The 18,275-nt window shown below is 65.0% G+C and carries 21 protein-coding genes; 14 read left to right on the top strand and 7 right to left on the bottom strand.

Going from position 1 to position 18,275, the window contains the following annotated elements; translation table 11 throughout:
- From CH276_RS25550 to CH276_RS29135, 8 genes are all read left to right on the top strand, one after another.
- Positions 1 to 553: biotin/lipoyl-containing protein (locus CH276_RS25550; protein WP_141214783.1), on the top strand; the 553-nt coding region annotated here is incomplete at its 5' end.
- Positions 554 to 564: 11 nt separating this feature from the next.
- Complete coding sequence (locus CH276_RS25545; RefSeq protein WP_052050232.1) at positions 565 to 1,029, top strand: MarR family transcriptional regulator; 465 nt, start codon at positions 565 to 567, stop codon at positions 1,027 to 1,029.
- Between the two features lie 166 nt (positions 1,030 to 1,195).
- Positions 1,196 to 3,349, top strand: coding sequence for an MMPL family transporter (locus CH276_RS25540; RefSeq protein ID WP_441344205.1), 2,154 nt, complete (start codon positions 1,196 to 1,198; stop codon positions 3,347 to 3,349).
- A gap of 24 nt (positions 3,350 to 3,373) precedes the next feature.
- Positions 3,374 to 3,793: a DUF302 domain-containing protein gene (locus CH276_RS25535; RefSeq protein ID WP_094629394.1), complete on the top strand. Its 420-nt coding sequence runs from the start codon at positions 3,374 to 3,376 to the stop codon at positions 3,791 to 3,793.
- 52 nt (positions 3,794 to 3,845) lie between these two features.
- Positions 3,846 to 4,115, top strand: coding sequence for a metal-sensitive transcriptional regulator (locus tag CH276_RS25530; protein WP_032397635.1), 270 nt, complete (start codon positions 3,846 to 3,848; stop codon positions 4,113 to 4,115).
- 157 nt (positions 4,116 to 4,272) lie between these two features.
- Positions 4,273 to 4,752, top strand: coding sequence for a Fur family transcriptional regulator (locus CH276_RS25525; protein WP_032397634.1), 480 nt, complete (start codon positions 4,273 to 4,275; stop codon positions 4,750 to 4,752).
- Positions 4,753 to 4,831: 79 nt separating this feature from the next.
- Positions 4,832 to 7,012, top strand: a complete 2,181-nt coding sequence (gene katG / locus CH276_RS25520; RefSeq protein ID WP_230597033.1) for a catalase/peroxidase HPI — start codon at positions 4,832 to 4,834, stop codon at positions 7,010 to 7,012.
- A gap of 151 nt (positions 7,013 to 7,163) precedes the next feature.
- Complete coding sequence (locus tag CH276_RS29135) at positions 7,164 to 7,298, top strand: hypothetical protein (protein WP_254923937.1); 135 nt, start codon at positions 7,164 to 7,166, stop codon at positions 7,296 to 7,298.
- Positions 7,299 to 7,302: 4 nt separating this feature from the next.
- On the opposite strand, the gene CH276_RS25510 is transcribed toward CH276_RS29135, so the two are convergent.
- Complete coding sequence (locus CH276_RS25510; protein ID WP_176459442.1) at positions 7,303 to 8,301, bottom strand: fumarylacetoacetate hydrolase family protein; 999 nt, start codon at positions 8,299 to 8,301, stop codon at positions 7,303 to 7,305.
- 114 nt (positions 8,302 to 8,415) lie between these two features.
- Here CH276_RS25510 and glsA point away from each other — a divergent pair, with 114 nt between their 5' ends.
- Positions 8,416 to 9,663, top strand: coding sequence for a glutaminase A (gene glsA / locus CH276_RS25505; RefSeq protein WP_094629392.1), 1,248 nt, complete (start codon positions 8,416 to 8,418; stop codon positions 9,661 to 9,663).
- Here the strand turns inward: glsA and CH276_RS25500 are convergent.
- Both CH276_RS25500 and CH276_RS25495 read right to left on the bottom strand, forming a co-directional pair.
- On the bottom strand, positions 9,619 to 10,818 hold the full coding sequence (locus tag CH276_RS25500; RefSeq protein WP_094629391.1) for an NAD(P)/FAD-dependent oxidoreductase: 1,200 nt from the start codon (positions 10,816 to 10,818) through the stop codon (positions 9,619 to 9,621). The genes glsA and CH276_RS25500 overlap by 45 nt on opposite strands.
- 47 nt (positions 10,819 to 10,865) lie before the next feature.
- On the bottom strand, positions 10,866 to 11,288 hold the full coding sequence (locus CH276_RS25495; protein WP_141214782.1) for a hypothetical protein: 423 nt from the start codon (positions 11,286 to 11,288) through the stop codon (positions 10,866 to 10,868).
- A gap of 202 nt (positions 11,289 to 11,490) precedes the next feature.
- On the opposite strand from CH276_RS25495, the gene CH276_RS25490 reads away from it, so the two are divergent.
- Both CH276_RS25490 and CH276_RS25485 read left to right on the top strand, forming a co-directional pair.
- A complete protein-coding gene (locus tag CH276_RS25490) occupies positions 11,491 to 12,177 on the top strand; it encodes a HemK2/MTQ2 family protein methyltransferase (protein WP_045196083.1) in 687 nt (228 codons plus the stop codon).
- Positions 12,178 to 12,223: 46 nt separating this feature from the next.
- Positions 12,224 to 12,388 (top strand): CDGSH iron-sulfur domain-containing protein, encoded by a 165-nt coding sequence (locus CH276_RS25485; RefSeq protein WP_082074008.1) that lies wholly within the window; start codon positions 12,224 to 12,226, stop codon positions 12,386 to 12,388.
- On the opposite strand, the gene CH276_RS25480 is transcribed toward CH276_RS25485, so the two are convergent.
- Positions 12,370 to 13,377, bottom strand: coding sequence for an iron-containing redox enzyme family protein (locus CH276_RS25480; RefSeq protein ID WP_094629389.1), 1,008 nt, complete (start codon positions 13,375 to 13,377; stop codon positions 12,370 to 12,372). The genes CH276_RS25485 and CH276_RS25480 overlap by 19 nt on opposite strands.
- A 124-nt stretch (positions 13,378 to 13,501) precedes the next feature.
- Between CH276_RS25480 and CH276_RS25475 the strand changes: the two genes are divergently transcribed.
- On the top strand, positions 13,502 to 14,683 hold the full coding sequence (locus tag CH276_RS25475) for a zinc-dependent alcohol dehydrogenase (protein WP_094629388.1): 1,182 nt from the start codon (positions 13,502 to 13,504) through the stop codon (positions 14,681 to 14,683).
- Between the two features lie 65 nt (positions 14,684 to 14,748).
- On the opposite strand, the gene CH276_RS25470 is transcribed toward CH276_RS25475, so the two are convergent.
- Positions 14,749 to 15,702, bottom strand: a complete 954-nt coding sequence (locus CH276_RS25470) for a hypothetical protein (protein WP_094629387.1) — start codon at positions 15,700 to 15,702, stop codon at positions 14,749 to 14,751.
- Between the two features lie 212 nt (positions 15,703 to 15,914).
- Here CH276_RS25470 and CH276_RS25465 point away from each other — a divergent pair, with 212 nt between their 5' ends.
- Both CH276_RS25465 and CH276_RS25460 read left to right on the top strand, forming a co-directional pair.
- The gene (locus CH276_RS25465) at positions 15,915 to 16,307 is read left to right on the top strand and encodes an OsmC family protein (RefSeq protein WP_032398274.1); all 393 of its coding nucleotides are present in this window, start codon (positions 15,915 to 15,917) and stop codon (positions 16,305 to 16,307) included.
- A 39-nt stretch (positions 16,308 to 16,346) separates the two neighbouring features.
- Positions 16,347 to 17,183 carry a YihY/virulence factor BrkB family protein gene (locus CH276_RS25460; RefSeq protein WP_094629386.1) on the top strand — a complete coding sequence of 279 codons (837 nt, stop codon included), beginning with the start codon at positions 16,347 to 16,349 and terminating at the stop codon, positions 17,181 to 17,183.
- Here CH276_RS25460 and CH276_RS25455 read toward each other — a convergent pair.
- Positions 17,131 to 17,955, bottom strand: coding sequence for a CDP-alcohol phosphatidyltransferase family protein (locus CH276_RS25455; RefSeq protein ID WP_094629385.1), 825 nt, complete (start codon positions 17,953 to 17,955; stop codon positions 17,131 to 17,133). The genes CH276_RS25460 and CH276_RS25455 overlap by 53 nt on opposite strands.
- A gap of 13 nt (positions 17,956 to 17,968) precedes the next feature.
- Positions 17,969 to 18,199, bottom strand: coding sequence for a hypothetical protein (locus tag CH276_RS25450; protein ID WP_230596994.1), 231 nt, complete (start codon positions 18,197 to 18,199; stop codon positions 17,969 to 17,971).
- Positions 18,200 to 18,275 lie beyond the last annotated feature (76 nt).

Here is an 18,275-nt window from a genome sequence, read left to right as displayed (position 1 = left end):
CACCGTCGAGGGGTTGGCGACGGTGATCCCGTTCCATGCTGCGGTGGTCTCCGATCCGGCGTTCATCGGCGACGGGGAGTCGTTCTCGGTGCACACCCGGTGGATCGAAACCGAATGGGACAACCAGGTTGCCCCGTTCACCGCCGGACAACCGATCGGCGACGAGGAGGTGCTGCCGCGGCAGTCCGTCGTCGTCGAGGTCGGTGGCCGACGTGTCGAGGTCTCCCTGCCCGGGGAACTGTCCCTCGGCGGCGGCAACGGCGGCGGTGCCAACGCGGGTGCAGTGCGGCGTAAGCCGAAACCGCGTACTCGTGGTGGTGCCGGAGCCGGAGCGGCATCCGGTGACGCGGTGACCGCACCGATGCAGGGCACCGTGGTCAAAGTCGCTGTCGACGAAGGCCACACCGTCGAGGCCGGGGACCTCATCGCCGTCCTGGAAGCGATGAAAATGGAAAACCCCGTCAACGCCCACAAAGCAGGCACCGTCACCGGCCTGACCGTCACCGCAGGCGACGCCATCACCCAAGGCACCGTCCTCGCAGAGATCAAGTAGGGGAGTGTCCGATGACTGCCATCGCTGAATCGTTCGACGGTGGTACCTCGCCGGTGCATTCCACCGAACTCGAAATCGTGTCCACGGTGCTGCGCATGGCGTCGGCCGCGCGGGTCCGTCTGGCGGAGGCACTGGACGCGCAGGGGCTGAGCTGGGCGAGGTACGAGGTGCTGGAACTGGTGTCCAGGCGAGGGCCGATGTCCTACAGTGCGCTGTCGCGGGAGTTGGTGCGGCACCGGACGAGTATCACCGCCACGACGGCCAGTCTCGTCGAGTCGGGGCTGTTGGTGCGGAGCGCCAATCCGCGAAATCGGCAGCAGTACATGGTCGAAGCCACCGACTCGGGGCACCGTGCGGTCACTCGGGCCGAGCGTGCGCTCGAACGCGCTCGGTCGAGGATGGCAGTCGATGCCGATTCTGCTCGGACGCTCGAGGTGTTGCGCGGCATCGAGAAGCAGTGGAACGGTCGGCGCTGACCGGCAGGTGACAACACCGGGCCGTCGGCTCTGAGTGCAAGTACCCTGGGGTGATACCCCCAGGGGTACTTGCATACCCCCTTGGGTATGTGCGAGGGTGGGGCACGTTCGATCGATCCGGGGTTTCGTCTGCCCTGTTCGATACCCCCACCCGTATAGGAGCACCATGTCGCTGCGTGATGCCGAAGTTCTTCGTCCACCGGATGATCGGCCGGTAGCCGCGCCGGGCCTACTCGGCCGTGCGGGCGGCGCGATGGTGACCCATCGACGATGGGTGTTCGGTGTGTGGCTCATCGCGCTCGTCGGCCTCGGTTCGTTCGCGCCCTCGGTGTTCTCGTCCCTCGCCGGAGCGGGATGGCAGGCGAACGGATCCGAATCCGTTCAGGTTCGAGAATTGGCCCAGCAGCACTTCGGCGGTAATTCCTCCGCCGCGGTGCAGGTGGTTGTCCACTCCAACGCGGAACCCATCACCGATCCCGCTGTTCGGAACGTGATTGCCGACGTGTCCGATGTGTTCGCCGGTGACACCAGATTCGGGGACGTCGTTGCGCCGCAACCGGGGATGACGATCAGCCCGGACGGCCGAACCGGCATCGTCATCGCCGGGGCGAACGGCACGACCGACGAGATGGTCGAAGCCGTCGACGATGTGAAGGAGCGGTTGACCGAGCTCTCGACCGACGGAATCGAGGTGTACCCCACCGGTTCGTCGGCCCTGTGGTCGGACTTCAACCAGGCGAACCACGACGCGATGATCCAGGCCGAATTGTTCTCGTGGCCGGTCACATTGGCCATCATGGTGCTTGCCTTCGGATCACTCGTCGCCGCCGGATTGCCGCTGCTGCTCACCGTTGCCGGTCTCGTCGCATCCGCTGGTGGTCTCGTTCTGCTCAACGGAGTCACGCCGATCTCGGTGTGGGCCATGAACTTCGCGATGATGTTCGCGCTCGCGCTGGGAATCGACTACGCGCTGTTCGTCGTCGCTCGATTCCGCGATGCGTTGCGTCAGGCAGACCCTCGGGCGGCAGTGGCCGAAACCATGGACACCGCAGGCAAAGCCGTCGTGTTGTCCGGGCTGACGGTGTTGGTGAGTCTGTCCGCCGTGCTGCTCGTCCCCGCGCCTGCGGTGCGCACGATGGCTGTCGGAATCATGCTGGCCGTCGCCTTCGTGTTGCTGGCGACCATGACGCTGCTGCCTGCGGCATTGGGTGCGCTCGGCTCCAAGGTCGATGCCGCCTCGTTGCCGTACGCCAAGCGGCAGGAACATCGATCCCCGAAGTTCGCAGCATGGGGCGAGTTGCTGCGCAAGCACCCGTGGCCGTTCGCCGTGGTCTCCGTGGGAATTCTGATCGCCCTGGCCCTTCCGGTGCTCGGATTGAAGGTGGCGATGCCGTCGATCGCGGTGGTGCCGGAGGACGCACCGGTGCGCCAGGGCTACGAGCTCGTACAGGCCCAGTTCGGGCCGGGTGTACCGGGAGCGCTGCAGATCGTGGTTCCCGACGCCGAGGCTCTCGGCACCGCGACCGCCGCTGCCGGGGTCGACGGGATCGCGATGGTGACGCCGCCACAGAGTGCGGCTGACGGTTCGGGATTTGCTCTGCTGCAGGCAATTCCGTCGGTGGATCCGTCCGACGAATCGATGGGTACCATTCTCGCCGATCTGCGATCCGCGCTGCCCGATTCGGCACTCGTCGGCGGAGCACCCGCGGAGAACCTGGACCTTCAGCAGGCTCTGAACGACTACCTACCGATCGTCGTCGGGATCATCCTGGTCCTCGGGTTCGTGCTGCTTCTGGTCGCGCTGCAGGCTCCGCTGATCGCGCTGCTCGGCACTCTGGTGAGCCTGCTGTCCACGGCGGCGGCCTTCGGAGTTGCCAAGTTGATCTTCCAGGACGGCCACGGCGCGTCACTGCTCGGTTTCACCCCGCAGGGATTCCTGGACGGGTGGGGCCCGGTGTTCTTCTTCGCGATGATCTTCGCGATCGCCATGGACTACACGGTTTTTCTGCTGGCCACCGCGAAGGAACACTACGAACGCTCGGGCGATTCCAAGGCTGCTCAGGTCGACGGCTTGGCCCACTCGGGGCGAGTCATCTTTGCTGCCGCGGCGGTGATGGTGGCAGTGTTCTTCACGTTCGCACTGTCGGATCCGTTGCCCCCGAAAGAGATGGGCATCATCCTGGGTGTTGCGGTACTGCTCGACGCGTTCCTGGTTCGACTCGTCCTGCTTCCGGTCCTGCTACGGCTGACCGGACACGGCGCGTGGTGGTCGCCGGCGTGGCTGCGTGCGGTGCTGCCCTACATTCGCTTTTCGCACTGACACAACAATTTTCGAGGAGTCATCATGAACATCGCATTGTCCACCTCACTGACCGACACCGATTTCGCCGACGCGATCGAGAGCACGAGAAAGGCGTTGTCGGAGCAGGGATTCGGAGTTCTCACCGAAATCGACATGCAGGCCACGTTGAAGGCCAAGCTCGGCGAGGACATGGAGCGCTACGTGATCCTGGGCGCGTGTAACCCGGGACTGGCTCATCGCGCCGTCGGAGTGATGAAGCAGATCGGTCTGCTGTTGCCGTGCAACGTCGTGGTCCGCGAGAACACGTCGGTAGCGGGGTCTGTCGTCGTCGAGGCGATGAACCCGGCCATCATGGTCGAGGTCACCGGTGAGCCCGAGTTGGGTGCGGTCGCCTCCGAGGCCACCGTGAAATTGCAGGCGGCGATCGCGGCACTGGGCGGTACCGGATCCGATCTCGCTTGATGCCCCCGGGGGTACCATCGGGTTCACTACCGCAACCACCGAGGAGATCGACATGATCGGCGACGAAGACAGCATCGCACTGGTATTGAACCGGCTCAAGCGCGCGCACGGTCAGCTCGCCGGCGTCATCGGGATGATCGAGAACGGACGCGATTGCAAGGATGTGGTCACTCAGCTCGCTGCTGTTTCCAGAGCGCTGGACAAGGCCGGATTCAAGATCGTGGCAACGGGCCTGCGTGAATGCATGACGGGCGAGAGTGCGGGGGAGAAGGAGCCGATGACCGAGGCCGAACTGGAGAAGCTGTTCTTGGCACTGGCCTGATCCCGTCCCGAATCCAACCGAGGAGTGTAGGGACAGCGAACAGTAGGAGTCGCGGTTGCTCGGTGACGGCGCTGTTGTTCGGCGTCCAGGTCGACATCCGGCGAATTCGTCTGCATACTTGACTTTGTCCAGAAAAGCGGAGGATAGTATTGCTGTGATGCCGATCTCACCGTACGCGGAGCTGTTACGCACCGCCGACATGCGCGTGACCCGTCCCAGGGTCGCGGTGCTCGAGGTCGTCGGATCCAATCCTCATGCAGACACCGACACGATCCTCGGACTCGTGCGATCGGTGCTGCCCGAGGTGTCGCGGCAAACCGTGTACGACGTGCTCAATGCGTTGACCGCGGCGCGCCTGGTGCGGCGAATCGAACCGGCAGGATCTCCCGCTCGGTACGAATCTCGCGTCGGCGACAATCACCACCACGCGGTGTGCCGCTCCTGTGGCGTCATCGCAGACGTGGACTGCGCGGTGGGCGAAACGCCATGTCTCACCGCATCGGACTCCGTCGGTTTCACGATCGACGAGGCGGAAGTCATCTACTGGGGCTTCTGCGCACAGTGTTCGACTGCTCGACGGCAGTCGACAGCTCCTGTTTCGTTCCCTCCCGGTTCTCGGACACAGCAGAGTTCGTGAACCGACCTCGATCACAGCCCGATCGTCAGACCCTGGAAGGAAGCACGTGTCAGAAGATCACACAACACGCGAAAAAGAGATGAACGAGGATCAGCCGCAGGAGTCGGGTGGCAAGTGTCCCGTCATGCACGACTCGATGCCGATGCCCGTCGAGGGCGGTAGCAACCGTGAGTGGTGGCCCAAGTCTCTGAACCTCAAGATTCTGAAGAAGAACCCGGCCGTCGGCGACCCGATGGGTGCCGACTACGACTATGCCGCCGAGTTCAACTCCCTCGACCTCGCCGAGGTCAAGCGCGACATCGAAGCGCTCATGACCAACTCGCAGCCCTGGTGGCCTGCCGACTTCGGTCACTACGGCCCCTTCTTCATCCGCATGGCGTGGCACGCCGCGGGCACCTACCGCAAGCAGGACGGACGCGGCGGTGCCGGAGCGGGCATGCAGCGCTTCGCACCCCTGAACAGCTGGCCGGACAACGCCAGCCTGGACAAGGCTCGCCGGCTGATCTGGCCGATCAAGCAGAAGTACGGCCGCAAGCTCTCCTGGGCCGACCTCATCGTGCTCACCGGCAACGTCGCGATCGAATCGATGGGTCTGCCCACCTACGGTTTCGCCGGCGGACGCGTCGACGCCTGGGAGCCGGACGAGGACGTCTACTGGGGCCCGGAGCAGACCTGGCTGGGCGACGAGCGTTACGACGGTGATCGCACGAGCCTCGAGAACCCGCTCGCCGCAGTGCAAATGGGTCTGATCTACGTCAACCCCGAAGGCCCCAACGGCAACCCGGACCCGGTGCAGTCGGCGCTGGACATCCGCGAGACCTTCGGCCGGATGGCCATGAACGACATCGAGACCGCGGCACTGGCCGTCGGTGGGCACACGTTCGGCAAGACGCACGGCGCAGCCGATCCCGACGAGCACATCGGTGCCGAGCCCGAGGGTGCACCCATCGAGCAGATGGGCCTCGGCTGGAAGAACAGCTACCAGAGCGGTGTCGGTGCGGACGCGATCACCAGTGGCCTCGAGGTCATCTGGACGCCCACGCCCACCCAGTGGGACAACAGCTTCCTCGAGACGCTGTACGGATTCGAGTGGGAGCTCTACAAGAGCCCCGCAGGCGCGCACCAGTGGCGTCCGAAGAACGGTGAGGGCGCAGATCTCGTTCCCGACCCCGCCGATCCCACCAAGCGTCGCCACCCGTCGATGCTGACCTCCGACATCGCGATGCGTGTCGACCCGATCTACGAGCAGATCACCCGTCGCTGGCTCGACCACCCCGAGGAGCTCGCAGAAGAGTTCCAGAAGGCCTGGTTCAAGCTCACCCACCGCGATATGGGACCGGTGTCGCGTTACCTCGGCCCCGAGGTTCCCTCGGAGACCCTGCTCTGGCAGGACCCGATCCCGGCCGTCGATCACGAGCTGATCGGTGAGGCGCAGATCGCCGAGCTCAAGCAGACGATCCTCGACTCCGAACTGACTCAGGATCAGCTGATTTCGGCTGCGTGGGCCGCGGCGTCGTCGTTCCGCGTCAGCGACAAGCGCGGCGGTGCCAACGGTGGCCGTCTGCGTCTGCAGCCGCAGGCAGGCTGGGAGGTCAACGAGCCCGACGAGATCGCACAGGTCATCCGCGTGCTCGAAGGCATCCAGCAGTCGTTCTCCGGGACGGTCTCGTTCGCCGACCTCGTCGTCCTCGGCGGCGTTGCCGCACTGGAGAAAGCGGCGGGAGTAAGCGTTCCGTTCACCCCGGGCCGCATGGATGCGACGCAGGAGCAGACCGACGTCGATTCGTTCTCCGACCTCGAGCCCAAGGCGGACGGTTTCCGTAACTTCCTCGGTAAGGGCCAGAAGCTTCCGGCGGAGTACTCCCTCGTCGATCGGGCAAACCTGTTGTCGCTCAGCGCACCCGAGATGACCGTGCTGGTCGGCGGACTGCGTGTGCTCGGAGTCAACTTCGGAAAGTCGTCGCACGGCGTCCTGACCGACAAGGTCGGAACGCTCACCAACGACTTCTTCGTCAACCTCCTCGACATGGGCACCGAATGGGTCCCCACCGCTGAGGACGGCATCTACGAGGCCAAGGATGCCGCGACCGGTGAGACGAAGTGGACCGGAACCCGTAACGACCTGGTGTTCGGATCGAACTCCGAATTGCGCGCTCTCGCCGAGGTTTACGCCTGCGACGACGCCAAGGACAAGTTCGTTCAGGACTTCGTGGCGGCGTGGGACAAGGTCATGATGCTCGATCGGTTCGAGCTGGCCTGACCTTCTCTACCGAACTCGAAGTTATGGATGGAAACCGTGCTCGATCCATCCATAGCTTCGAGTTCGTCGTTACCGGTCCGTGACCTTTCGTTGCCGATTCGTGTCCTCGGTCCCCGGCTCGCTGCAATTTGCGAGCGGCAAGCTACAAGACATGACACACGACGAGGGGGCGGCAGGAGCCGTCGACCACAACATGGACGAATCACGCAAGGGAGCATCCGGCTTCGGGTCGTTCCTGGAGATGTTCCAGGATGCCTCCACCGACAAATCCGACATCGAGCGCTGAATCCTCAGCGAGTACCGATCGTGTTGGCAACCGATCCGATTCGTTCGATGCTCAGTTCGACGCGATCGCCCGGGGCTATCCAGCGGTCGAGCTCCAGGCCGCATCCGCGGGGAAGCGTGCCGGAGGTCAACAGCTCACCGGGGTAGACGTTCTCGCCGCGACTGGCGTACGCGAGTGATTCTCCGATCGAGTACCGCATGCCTGCGGTGCCCGTGGTCGACCACACTTCGTCGTCGACCGTCACGGTGGCCGTCAACGAGTCCAGATACGGTGACACCTCGTCGGCGGTGACGATGTCGGCTCCCATGGAGCTGGCGAAGGTCTTGGTCTTGACCACCGGGCCGAACGGGGTGCGGCGCTGCTCCTCCCACTGGGTGTCGCGAGCACTGATGTCGTCGAACACCACGTACCCACCGATCGCAGCGGTGGCTTCCCGCTCGGTCACGTCGCGAACGGGCCTGGTCACCACGGCTCCGAACTCGAGCTCGAAATCCAGTGCCCGGCTGTAGGACGGCCACTCGACCGGAGCTTCGTCGGCGACGACGGTGAGGTGATTGCCCGTGTAGTAGACCGGATGGTCGTCGAACCCCGGTCCCGGACGGAGTGCAGGAAACGTCGACCGTGTGACGGCCTCGAACCCGCGGATGAAGGGGACAGCTCTCGGGAGGTTACGGCGAACCAGGTTGTGCGCAGCCAGATCCCAGTGCGCCTCCCAGCCGAGGAAGCACCGAAGCGACGCAGGAACCACCGGCAGTGTCGGTGCCGGTCGGTCGATCACCGCAACTCCCTCGGACACCGCGCGCTGCACCACGGACCGAGCCGAGTCGCGCGCACGTTCGCCGGCGTCGAGAAATCCGAGCACCGTGCGGGTGAGTGGGCGCAGAGCCTCGTCGGCACCCAGCGTCGACACTGCGGCATCGAGATCGACCCAGGCACCGGACTCGGGTGCGTACACGGCCAGACGATCTGTCGAGTCGGCAGCGATCAGGCGTCGCAATCGCACGTCAGGAATCCGATCTTCGCGGGAGGGGGCCCTACAACGGTTGAGGAACCAGGAGTGTAAGCGGCAGTACGGCCGCGATGTCAAGGCCTGTTCGTCGAGGACTAGCGTGGACACATGAGATCGCCTGTTCCCGAATACCTCGCATCCGTGTTGGAGGACTGTCGAGAGTTCGACGGCGGGACCGTGACCGAGGGCAACCCGGTAGTGGCCTCATCGGATCCCGACACGTTCGCGGTCGCACTCGCCACCGTCGGGGGATCGCTGCACGGAGCGGGCGATACCGACACCGAATTCTCGATCCAATCGATAGCCAAAGCGGTCGCGTATGCGCTCGCCATCGAGGACAACGGCATCGAGGCGGTGCTCGAGGCCGTCGACGTCGAACCGTCGGGCGACTCGTTCAACGAGATATCGCTGGAAGCCGAGACCGGAAGGCCGCGGAACCCGTTGATCAATGCCGGTGCGCTGGCAGTGCATTCGATGATTCGAGGCCACGGGAGCGAAGAGCGGGCGGGGCGAATGTCGGACCTTCTGAGCAGGATGGCAGGCCGCGAACTCTCCGTCGACCGTCAGGTGTACGAGGCCGAACTGGAATCCGACGACCGGAACACCGCGATCGCGCACCTGCTGAAGTCGGTCGGCCACCTCGGAGCCGAGCCCGCCGATGTCGTCGACGGCTATGCGCGTCAGTGTGCGGTGACCGTGACCTGTAACGACCTGGCCCGGATCGCCGCGGTGATGGCGAACGGCGGCAAAGATCCTCGGACGGGCGAACAGACACTCGATTCGGCGATCGATCGTCACGTACTGGCGGTCATGGCGACCTGTGGAATGTACGACGGCAGTGGCAGCTGGCTCGCGACGGTGGGTATACCCGCCAAGAGCGGGGTGGCCGGGGCGATCATCGGAGTGTTGCCGGGTCAGGTGGGCATTGCCGTCGTCTCACCCAGACTGAACGAGCACGGCAACAGTGTGCGCGGGGTGGCGGTGTTCGAGAGACTCTCGCGCGATCTGGGCCTGCACATGATGCACGTCGCGCCCAGCGGTGAATCGGCCATCCGCAGCGTGACCGAGGCGGACGGCGTGACCACCGTGGAGCTGCAGGGCGATCTTCGGTTCGCGGGTGCAGAGGCGGTCACGTCCCGTTTGGTCGCCGATGTCGGCGACAACACCTGTACCACGGTCGATTTCAGTGAGGTACGTGCCATGGACGGCGCGGCTCGACGGCTCCTGCGCGATGCGTTTCGCGCCCTGGACGACGACGGACATCGGGTCGTCGCTCACGACCCCGACGGGTTCATGGAGTCGCCCGACCGGTCAGAGTCGGCCGGCGAGAATCATGTTCCAGTAGGACAGCGGTAGGCCGTATCGGTCGAAGGCCCAGGCGGAGCGCCTCGGCTTCAGCGAATCGAGGAACGACGGCAACGACGGCGTCAGGGTTCCGGTGCGGTCGAACTCGGCGGCGATCAAGCTGTGTGCGCCGACGGCGATGGGGGCAACGGTGTAGCCGTCGTACTCCGACAACGGTTTCCCGCTACGCGCTGCGATCAGATTGTCGACGAGAATCGAGATCTGTTTGCGCAGTGCGCCACCCGAGGAGTCGGTGTCGATGGCTGCTCCGTCACCCGCGGCCCAGACCTCCGGATACGCCCGGTGGCGCAGAGTCCGACCGTCGATGTCGACGACACCGTGCGCCGCAGACCCGGTCAGGTTCGACTCCTCCAGCCAGGTCGGACCGCGGAACGGCGGTACGAGGTGCAGCATGTCGTAGCGGATGCGATCGTCGACGCCGTCGTTGTCCGTGACGGTGATGTGTCCGGTCTCCGGATGCAGAGCCGTCACTGCGGTGCGGGGGAGTATTCGCACGCCGAGTTCGCGTAGTCGCCCGACGACGATGGCGTCGAGCTCGGGATTGCCCAACATTCGATGTCGATCCACCACCAGTGTGATGTCGATTCCCGGCAGGCGCCCGCTGCGCATCCAGTGGTCCGCTGCGAGAAACAACGGCTTGAGCGTGGTGCCGGTACAGCCCACCGGTGGGCGGGGCACTGTGAACACAGCACTGCTGCCGACGGGGAGATCGCGTGTCAGTTGCCAGGTGGCTTCTGCTCGGTCGAGGTAATTGCTTGCAACACCGGGGAATTCGAGTGCCGCGTGTACTCCGGGCAGGGCGTCGGTGTCCACCACGAGACCCTGGCCGAGAACGAGGTCTCGATAGCCGTACGCCCTGCCGGACGTGCATCGCACCAGACGGTTCACCGGATCGATCGCTGTCACCGAGTCTTCCAGCCAGACGCATCCGGTCGGAATCACCGACCGCTGTGTGCGTTCCGCCTCGGTCAGCGCTGCCTGACCGGAGCCCACGTAGGACAGCAGTGGACGATACGTGTGCACCTGCTCGGGCTCGATGACAGCGACGTCGGAGATGCCCTTCTTCAGCAGCCGCGCAGCCGCGCTGATGCCTGCGTTGCCTCCGCCGACGACGAGCACGTCGTAGGTCTTGCTCGGGGTGGTCACTTACGACACCTCTCGCGAATCGGCAGGCCATACCGTCGCCGAACGGATCACCTGGTGTCTGCTGCCGGTGCCGCCACGGACTCGGTCGTCGAGCGACGAACGTCGACTCGCTCCGGTACGAGACCGATGACGGACTGCTGCAGATCTGGTGAAAGCACCACTGCCAGTTTCTGATTCCATCGTCCGAGTCGGATGGAGGTGGCGTCGAGCACGGAGCGGACGCCTGTGGCGACGCCTGCCACCGAGGACAGATCGAGGATCAACGTGCGTCCGCGTTCGGCGGCCTCGCCGAGTGTTTCGGCGAGAACGGGGACGTCCGCGTCACCGATCGTTCCGATCACTCGCACGATGATGTCGGCACCCGCGCTCTCGTTCACCGACAGCGTCATCTCGGGTTCGAGACTCGACGACTCGGACAGCGACGGAACGACTTCCGCGAGGCGTGGCGTAATGGACGGTACGACGATCATGGACACTCCTGTGCAGCCGAACTCCCCACCGGGTGCACGTGAGAAATCGACAGTCGACATTCGGGGACGGCGGGCTACTCCTCAACCACGCTCGACAGGACTACCCCGGGAGGCCGGATCGTAAGCATCGAGACAGCAACGGGTTTGACTGCGAGTCTCACGGGAATACGACTTCGATCGCTACACCGTGGGAGGCACGCCGATGACGACAGCCGAAACCGAATCCGCCAGAACCCTGGCGGCCGTGCACGCCGATCCCGGAGTGTACGAACCGCAGGAGGATTCGCTACTGCTGTGCGATATCGCCGCGACGACGGGCATCGTTCCCGGTGCGCGAGTGCTCGACATGTGCACCGGCAGCGGTGCCGTGGCCATCACCGCCGCACTGTTGGGTGCGCGTGAGGTCGTCGCGTTCGACATTTCCGCACGGGCCGTCGACTGCGCGCAGCGCAACGCGCGCTCGGTGGGCGTCGAGGTGGACGTCAGGTTGGGTTCCCTTGCCGAGGCGGACGCACTCGAATCGTTCGACGTCGTGCTGTGCAATCCTCCGTACGTTCCGTCCGAGGTAGAGCCGACCGGAATGGGGCTTCACCGGGCCTGGGACGCAGGCGAGGACGGCCGCATGGTGCTCGACCCGCTGTGTCTGGCAGCCGCCTCGCTGTTGGTTCCGGGTGGGATACTGCTGGTCGTACATTCCGAGTTCTCGGGGCCGCGACGCACCGTCGACATGCTCGCGGACAACGGATTCTCGGTCGTCGAAGAGAGCAGGCAATCCATCGATTTCGGCCCGGTGATGCACCGCCGTGCCGAGTGGCTCGAAGCCCGCGGTCTGTTGGCTCCGGGGCGTCGAACGGAGGAGTTGGTGGTGATTCGTGGCGACAAGCGATGACTCGGCCGGCAAGCGGACGACGGTGAGAATCGTTCGTGGTGGCCCGATGCTGATCGACGGACCGGTGAACATCGAACTCGACGACGGCACGAAAGTGGAGTCGGACCGCTTCGTCGTTGCGGTGTGCACGTGCAAGCGGAGCAAGAGCTATCCGCTGTGCGACACGAGCCACCGCGCGAAGAGGCGACCCTCTCAGTCCAGCGAGGACTGACCGGCCGACCATCGCCGCATCACGTGGTCGGCGAGTTCGTTCTCGACGAAATCCAGTGCGCGCATTCCGAACACCACATCTGCTTCGAGTTCGGGCTCGTGGCGAAGCAGAGTGCCGACCACATCGTGACGTAGCACCTGCTCGTGCACGGCGTCCGCCTCGACGTGCTCGGCGTAGAACGCGATGCATGCCGACGGTGCATCGAGCCTCCGCAGTCCCTGCACGTAGCGCTGCGAGCCGGGCGACGACGTGATTTCGGTTGCCGCCAAGTGGCCCACGGTGGCACCGCGCAGCCCTCGATGCAAACCGAACAACGACATGAGATTGACCCAGGCCAGTGTCTGTGCCGGGACGCGATCGACGTAACCGAGATACGTCGGATCGAGATCGGCCGCCACCATCGATTCGGCCCACAGATGCTGGTGCAGGCGGTCGCCCTTGCCGCCGCCGTACTCGTCGAATTCGACCGCGACGTAGGAGGCCTTGGTCTGGCCCGTCAGACGGGGGATGGCCCACGCGTGCGGGTCGGCTTCCTTGAGGTGGTAGACGGACCGGTGCACGAAGTACTCACGCATCTGCTCCCACGAACCTTCGTCGCGAAGGAACCACGAGGGGCCGCTCCCCGAGGTCGCTTCGATCGACAGCGCGTCCATCTCCGCCACTGCGTCGGTGCCGGGTTCCACGTTCTCTCGCACGTATCGCAGAAAAGCGGATTCCAGCCCTCCTCGTAGGCGGAGGAGCTCGGGGTCCCACTCCCAGGCGTCGTCCACGCCCTCGAACCCGCGGTAGTGCAGTTCGTAGCAGATCAGAAGCGCGAGTTGCGCGTCTCGGGACGTGGGATCGGCCTCGATCGGATCGGGCATCACCGGGGTTCCGGTCGGCACACCCGCGGCCAGCGACCGGGTGACGGCTTCCGAGATCGGCCCGCAGGGGGTGGGTAGGGCGGGAGATCGAGCGGTGGACGGATCGACGGAGAACAACGCGGTCATAGTGGTGGCTACCCGCTGCCGGGCGGTACCAACCACTCAGGCATATGTGTTTGTGACCTGTCACAACAGGCAATGCGCAATGCAGCGACATCGAACTTCGAAGTCGCTTCGATGGAAGGACGTCATGCGCGCAGTGACCTGGCAGGGCAAGAGAAAAGTCAGCGTCGACACCGTTCCCGATCCGCGGATAGAACTTCCGACGGACGCGATCGTGAAGATCACGACCACCAACATTTGCGGCTCGGACCTGCATCTGTACGAAACGCTCGGAGCCTTCATGGACGAAGGTGACGTTCTGGGGCACGAGCCGATGGGCATCGTCGAGGAAGTCGGCTCGCAGACAGGCGATCTGGCAGTCGGAGACCGAGTGGTCATTCCGTTCCAGATCTCGTGCGGACACTGCTACATGTGCAATTCGAGCCTGTACACCCAGTGCGAGACCACACAGGTTCGCGAACAGGGAATGGGCGCGGCACTGTTCGGCTTCTCCAAGCTCTACGGTCAGGTCCCCGGTGGGCAGGCCGAGTACCTCCGCGTGCCGCAGGCGCAGTTCACGCACATCAAGGTGCCGGAGGGACCGCCGGATTCGCGATTCGTATACCTCTCCGACGTACTGCCCACCGCCTGGCAGTCGGTCGAGTACGCGGCGGTTCCCGACGGGGGATCGGTGACGGTTCTCGGTCTCGGGCCCATCGGCGACATGGCAGCACGCATCGCGCAGCACAAGGGCGCACGGGTGATCGCCGTCGACCTGGTCCCCGAGCGCCTCGCCCGCGCCGCGGCACGGGGTATCGAGACGGTGAACCTGGCCGAGCACAGCGGTGGCGTCGGCGACGTCATTCGTGAGATGACCGACGGCAGGGGTACCGATTCCGTCATCGATGCGGTGGGCATGGAGGCGCACGGATCTCCGGTCGGCAAACTCGCTCAGCAGATCGTCGGCATGCTCCCCGATGCCGTTGCTGCGCCGATGATGCAGAAGGCCGGTGTCGATCGACTGGGCGCGCTGTACTCTGCGATCGACATCGTTCGACGCGGCGGAACCATCTCGATCATCGGTGTGTACGGCGGTATGGCCGATCCGCTGCCGCTGATGACCATGTTCGACAAGCAGATTCAGCTCCGCATGGGCCAGGCGAACGTCAAGAGGTGGGTGGACGACATCATGCCGCTGCTCGGCGACGACGACCCGCTCGGTGTCGATTCGTTTGCCACGCACGAGCTTTCGCTCGAAGAAGCCCCGCACGCATACGAGATCTTCCAGAAGAAGCAGGACGGTGCCATCAAGGTGTTGCTCAAACCCTAGCGGGTTGCTTCGAATACAGCGATGCGGCCCGGAAGTTCACGGGCCGCATCGGTATTCGCAGAAGGTCAGTCGATCGAGATGACATCCTTGGCGATTGCTGCCACGCGCGTCTGTCCTGCGGACACGACTCCGTGGCGGTTCTTGTGTGCCTCTTCGTACGCCACGACGGTGCGAACATCGGTCGGGTTCGTGAGGTCCTTGATGGCGGCAACGGCGTCCGAGACGTTCAGGTCGTCGTAGTCCGCGATCGGCAGCTCGTCGGCGTCCAGGGTTCCGCTGGCCGACCGTGCGGTGTGGATCGCGTCGGCGACGGTGTCGACTCCCTCGCTACGAGTGACGTCCTCGGCTGCCTCGAGTGCTGCATCGCGGCTCGCCGTCAGCGTCTTGACTGCCACGTCACCGGCGTGAGCTCCGCGGCCCAGCAGAGCGGCGAGGCGATCCGGGGTGGCTCGGGCTGCGTCCAGTGCGCGGTCGAGACCGCGTGCCGACCAGGTTGCCGGAGCATTGACGATCTTGACTGCGGTGCCCGTAGCGGCCTGGAACGGAGTGCGGCGCAGCGCTGCGGGTCCGCCGAGTGCGTCTTCGGCGAGCACGGTTTCGAGCCACTCCACCGTTGCGCTGTGTGCTGTGGCCAGCCGGGTGGCCAACGCGACGACGGTGGGCTCGTTCGCTGCCGTGGCCAGTGCCTTGATGTACTTGGCGCGGCCCAGCAGCTGCTGCTCGAGTGCGAGATCGCCCAGCAGGGCCTCGTCGAACGGCTGCGCCTGCTCCGCGACCGTCTTGACGGCGGCGAGTGTGCGCCCCAGGAACGGTGCGACCAGTTCGGGCAGTCCGCCGAGTCCGCGGATTGCTTCTTCGATGGCTGCCGCGCGCTCACGGCCGTTCGCGGCGTTCTGAGTCAACTCCCTGCGTACCGCCTCGGTGCGCGCCTGAACGACGCGAGTTTCCGCGATCTGGATTTCCGTGTTCGTCAACTGCAGTGCAACACGCAACTGCGCGATCAACGTGGATGTGCTCATGGTGCTCCCCTTTCGGTTCGGTGGTCGTTTGCTCTGGCCGATGCCTGTGGGTCACAGCGTGATGCTCGGCCCTGACAGCAGCGTTACCCGTCGGTAGGTTCGGTCAAACTGATGTATCCGATGTGTGAACATCGACACGTACCCCTCGGTCTCGACCCCGGCGCGTGGACTCCGCCGGTTTCGATCGGCTGCCGAGTGGACATCCGACGTCGATGAACACCGAGCTGTACACAGCAACTGTCTCTGCCACCGCGACGGGAGTCACCTCCGACGACGGGGTTCTGTCCCTCGGTGTGCGAGAACCGAAGCAACTCGGAGGGCCGGGGGAGCACACCAACCCCGAGCAACTGATGGCTGCCGCTCTGTCGAGCTGCCTGGTCGAGTCTCTGCGTATCGCGCTCGGAACCGTCGGCGGTAGCGTCGACGACCTCGCAGTGAAGGGCACCGTCGTACTCACCGACTCGGATGCATCCGGCTACGACGCCACGTTCGCCCTCGCAGTATCTCTTCCCGGCACCGACGATCCCGAAGCGGTACTGGCGCAGGCAACCTCGATCTGCCCGTTTCTCAAGGTCATCGATGGTGTGGACATCACCCTTGAATGACACCGTTGCGGTCGGCGCGTTACTCGGTGCTCGCGCGAGATGACCTCGATACGCACAAGGGCCACGCGCGCAGTCGGCGCGATCAAAGCCGGGTTCGCCCGCGAGGACACCACCTTGATCGCGGGCGGCTTGACCTTCTACGCCGTCATCGCTGTGGTGCCGCTACTGCTGCTGACCATCCGCGCCTGCACCCTGTTGGTGTCGGCGGACTGGGTGCGCGGCGGGTTCGACGCCATGTCGGCGTTGTTGCCCGACGCCCTGGGTGCTCGCGCGGCGGTGGATGGATTGGCCACGGCCGGAATCGAACTCGGTCCGATCGGTATCCTGATCGCCATCTTTCCCGCGACGTTCTACGGGGAGGGCCTGCGCCGGGCCATCGTGCGGTTCGCACCGACACGAGAGTCGTTCACCGGTTGGCGCGGTCGACTGGCGATGGTCCCGTTCTTCGCCGCCGCACCGGTCTTGCTGGCCGGGGTCCTCTGCGTCGCGCGACTGCTCGACGCGTCGACCGGCGGCGGCGGAATCGGTGCCATGACGCTGCGCGTGTTCCTCGGCTTCAACTGCCTGTGGGTGATCCTGTCGGTCCCCCTGGCTTGGACCTATCGCGTGATCGCGCCACGCGCGGTGAACTGGCGGGCGTTGATCGTCGGATCACTCGTCACCTCGTCCATCGTCACCGGATTCGTACACGGATTCATCTTGTTCCTGGCGATACCGGTGGACCTGGGTGCGCCGTTCGGAGGCCTCACCGCGATCGGCGGCGGGGTCGCAATCATGTTGTGGATGTTCGTGTTCCATGTACTGGCACTCGCCGGCTGGCTGGTCACCGCCGAATTCGATCGGCTCGACGATGCAGCCCGAACATCAACTGGGTGAACCCGACGGCGGCGAGCGCGCACGTCACCGACATCCCGATGGTCGCCGACGTTCCCGCAGCAGCAGGCGCTGCCCCGGCGACCGTCGCCGTGACCGCAGCCGCGATCACCCGCGAGGGACGCTCCCATATCGTCAGGAAGCCGACGTCCTCGATGCCGGAACCCACCGCGCGGGCACGGGCCATCTCGTGCAGCAACGTCACCACGCCGACCGCGACGACGAGCGGCATCGGGGCACCCAGAGCGAGACCGCTTGCCAACAGCAGCAGGTCGCTGCAGCGATCGGCGACGGTGTCGAGCAGGTACCCCCACTGAGATTGGGAACGGCCGATCATCGCGACCCCGCCGTCGATGCCGTCCAGCAGGCCGGAGATCACGATGAGCAGCGCCGCGATCAACGGTGCGGAGGTACCGGGTCGCGACAGCGCCACTGCAGCCCCTGCCACGACCACAGCGGTGAGGGTGACGGCGTGGGCGGAGACGGACGCGCGAACCAGCGGCGCGCTCAGCGAATAGACCACGCGAAGCCAACCCGAGACCAACGCGGACGAGGAAGGATCGATGCCGTTGTGCAGTGTCGACCACGTCGACAGATACTCGTCGCGAGTCGCCGGCCGTGCCGACGTTCCGTGCTGCTGCGACGTACTGCGCTGATTGACCATCGAGAACCCTTGCTCGCCACTGACTGAGAGGAACTCGACGAGCAGGTGACCGGCTGTTGCGCGTCGAGACTTCGGAGCGGAGTACCCGCCCACGGCGTTCTCAATCCGCACCTCGGCGGACTCGTCAGTCGTTCTCGGAATTGCTCGCTCTGCGGCGCGCTTTCAGTCGGGAGATCTTGATGCCCACGGCTGCGAGCACGATGAGCCATCCCGAGATCAGTACTCCGCCACCGACGAACGCCGCACGGCGCAGTGGGTGTTCATCGGCGTACACGTAACCGACTGTGCCCCAGATCAATGCAATGAGAGCGATGATCGCCATCATCCAGAGCATCGAATACAGCGTTCTGTTCATCGTCCACCCGACCTTGCTGTTCCGTCGTCCCCGACGACCGCCGATACATATTCTTCCATCAGTCGCCGCCGCGCCG

It is taken from the genome of Rhodococcus sp. 06-470-2, from assembly GCF_002258235.1.
Classification (GTDB): Bacteria; Actinomycetota; Actinomycetes; order Mycobacteriales; family Mycobacteriaceae; genus Rhodococcoides.
This window is presented reverse-complemented; position numbering and strand designations above follow the sequence as displayed.

What these genes read in the sequence shown, in the direction of transcription:
- CH276_RS25545 (WP_052050232.1), top strand. Translation starts at nt 565, where the DNA reads ATGACTGCCATCGCTGAATCGTTCGACGGTGGTACCTCGCCGGTGCAT.
- CH276_RS25540 (WP_441344205.1), top strand. Translation starts at nt 1,196, where the DNA reads ATGTCGCTGCGTGATGCCGAAGTTCTTCGTCCACCGGATGATCGGCCG.
- CH276_RS25535 (WP_094629394.1), top strand. Translation starts at nt 3,374, where the DNA reads ATGAACATCGCATTGTCCACCTCACTGACCGACACCGATTTCGCCGAC.
- CH276_RS25530 (WP_032397635.1), top strand. Translation starts at nt 3,846, where the DNA reads ATGATCGGCGACGAAGACAGCATCGCACTGGTATTGAACCGGCTCAAG.
- CH276_RS25525 (WP_032397634.1), top strand. Translation starts at nt 4,273, where the DNA reads ATGCCGATCTCACCGTACGCGGAGCTGTTACGCACCGCCGACATGCGC.
- katG (WP_230597033.1), top strand. Translation starts at nt 4,832, where the DNA reads ATGAACGAGGATCAGCCGCAGGAGTCGGGTGGCAAGTGTCCCGTCATG.
- CH276_RS29135 (WP_254923937.1), top strand. Translation starts at nt 7,164, where the DNA reads ATGACACACGACGAGGGGGCGGCAGGAGCCGTCGACCACAACATGGAC.
- glsA (WP_094629392.1), top strand. Translation starts at nt 8,416, where the DNA reads ATGAGATCGCCTGTTCCCGAATACCTCGCATCCGTGTTGGAGGACTGT.
- CH276_RS25495 (WP_141214782.1), bottom strand. Translation starts at nt 11,288, where the DNA reads ATGATCGTCGTACCGTCCATTACGCCACGCCTCGCGGAAGTCGTTCCG.
- CH276_RS25490 (WP_045196083.1), top strand. Translation starts at nt 11,491, where the DNA reads ATGACGACAGCCGAAACCGAATCCGCCAGAACCCTGGCGGCCGTGCAC.
- CH276_RS25485 (WP_082074008.1), top strand. Translation starts at nt 12,224, where the DNA reads ATGCTGATCGACGGACCGGTGAACATCGAACTCGACGACGGCACGAAA.
- CH276_RS25480 (WP_094629389.1), bottom strand. Translation starts at nt 13,377, where the DNA reads ATGACCGCGTTGTTCTCCGTCGATCCGTCCACCGCTCGATCTCCCGCC.
- CH276_RS25475 (WP_094629388.1), top strand. Translation starts at nt 13,502, where the DNA reads ATGCGCGCAGTGACCTGGCAGGGCAAGAGAAAAGTCAGCGTCGACACC.
- CH276_RS25470 (WP_094629387.1), bottom strand. Translation starts at nt 15,702, where the DNA reads ATGAGCACATCCACGTTGATCGCGCAGTTGCGTGTTGCACTGCAGTTG.
- CH276_RS25465 (WP_032398274.1), top strand. Translation starts at nt 15,915, where the DNA reads ATGAACACCGAGCTGTACACAGCAACTGTCTCTGCCACCGCGACGGGA.
- CH276_RS25460 (WP_094629386.1), top strand. Translation starts at nt 16,347, where the DNA reads ATGACCTCGATACGCACAAGGGCCACGCGCGCAGTCGGCGCGATCAAA.
- CH276_RS25450 (WP_230596994.1), bottom strand. Translation starts at nt 18,199, where the DNA reads ATGAACAGAACGCTGTATTCGATGCTCTGGATGATGGCGATCATCGCT.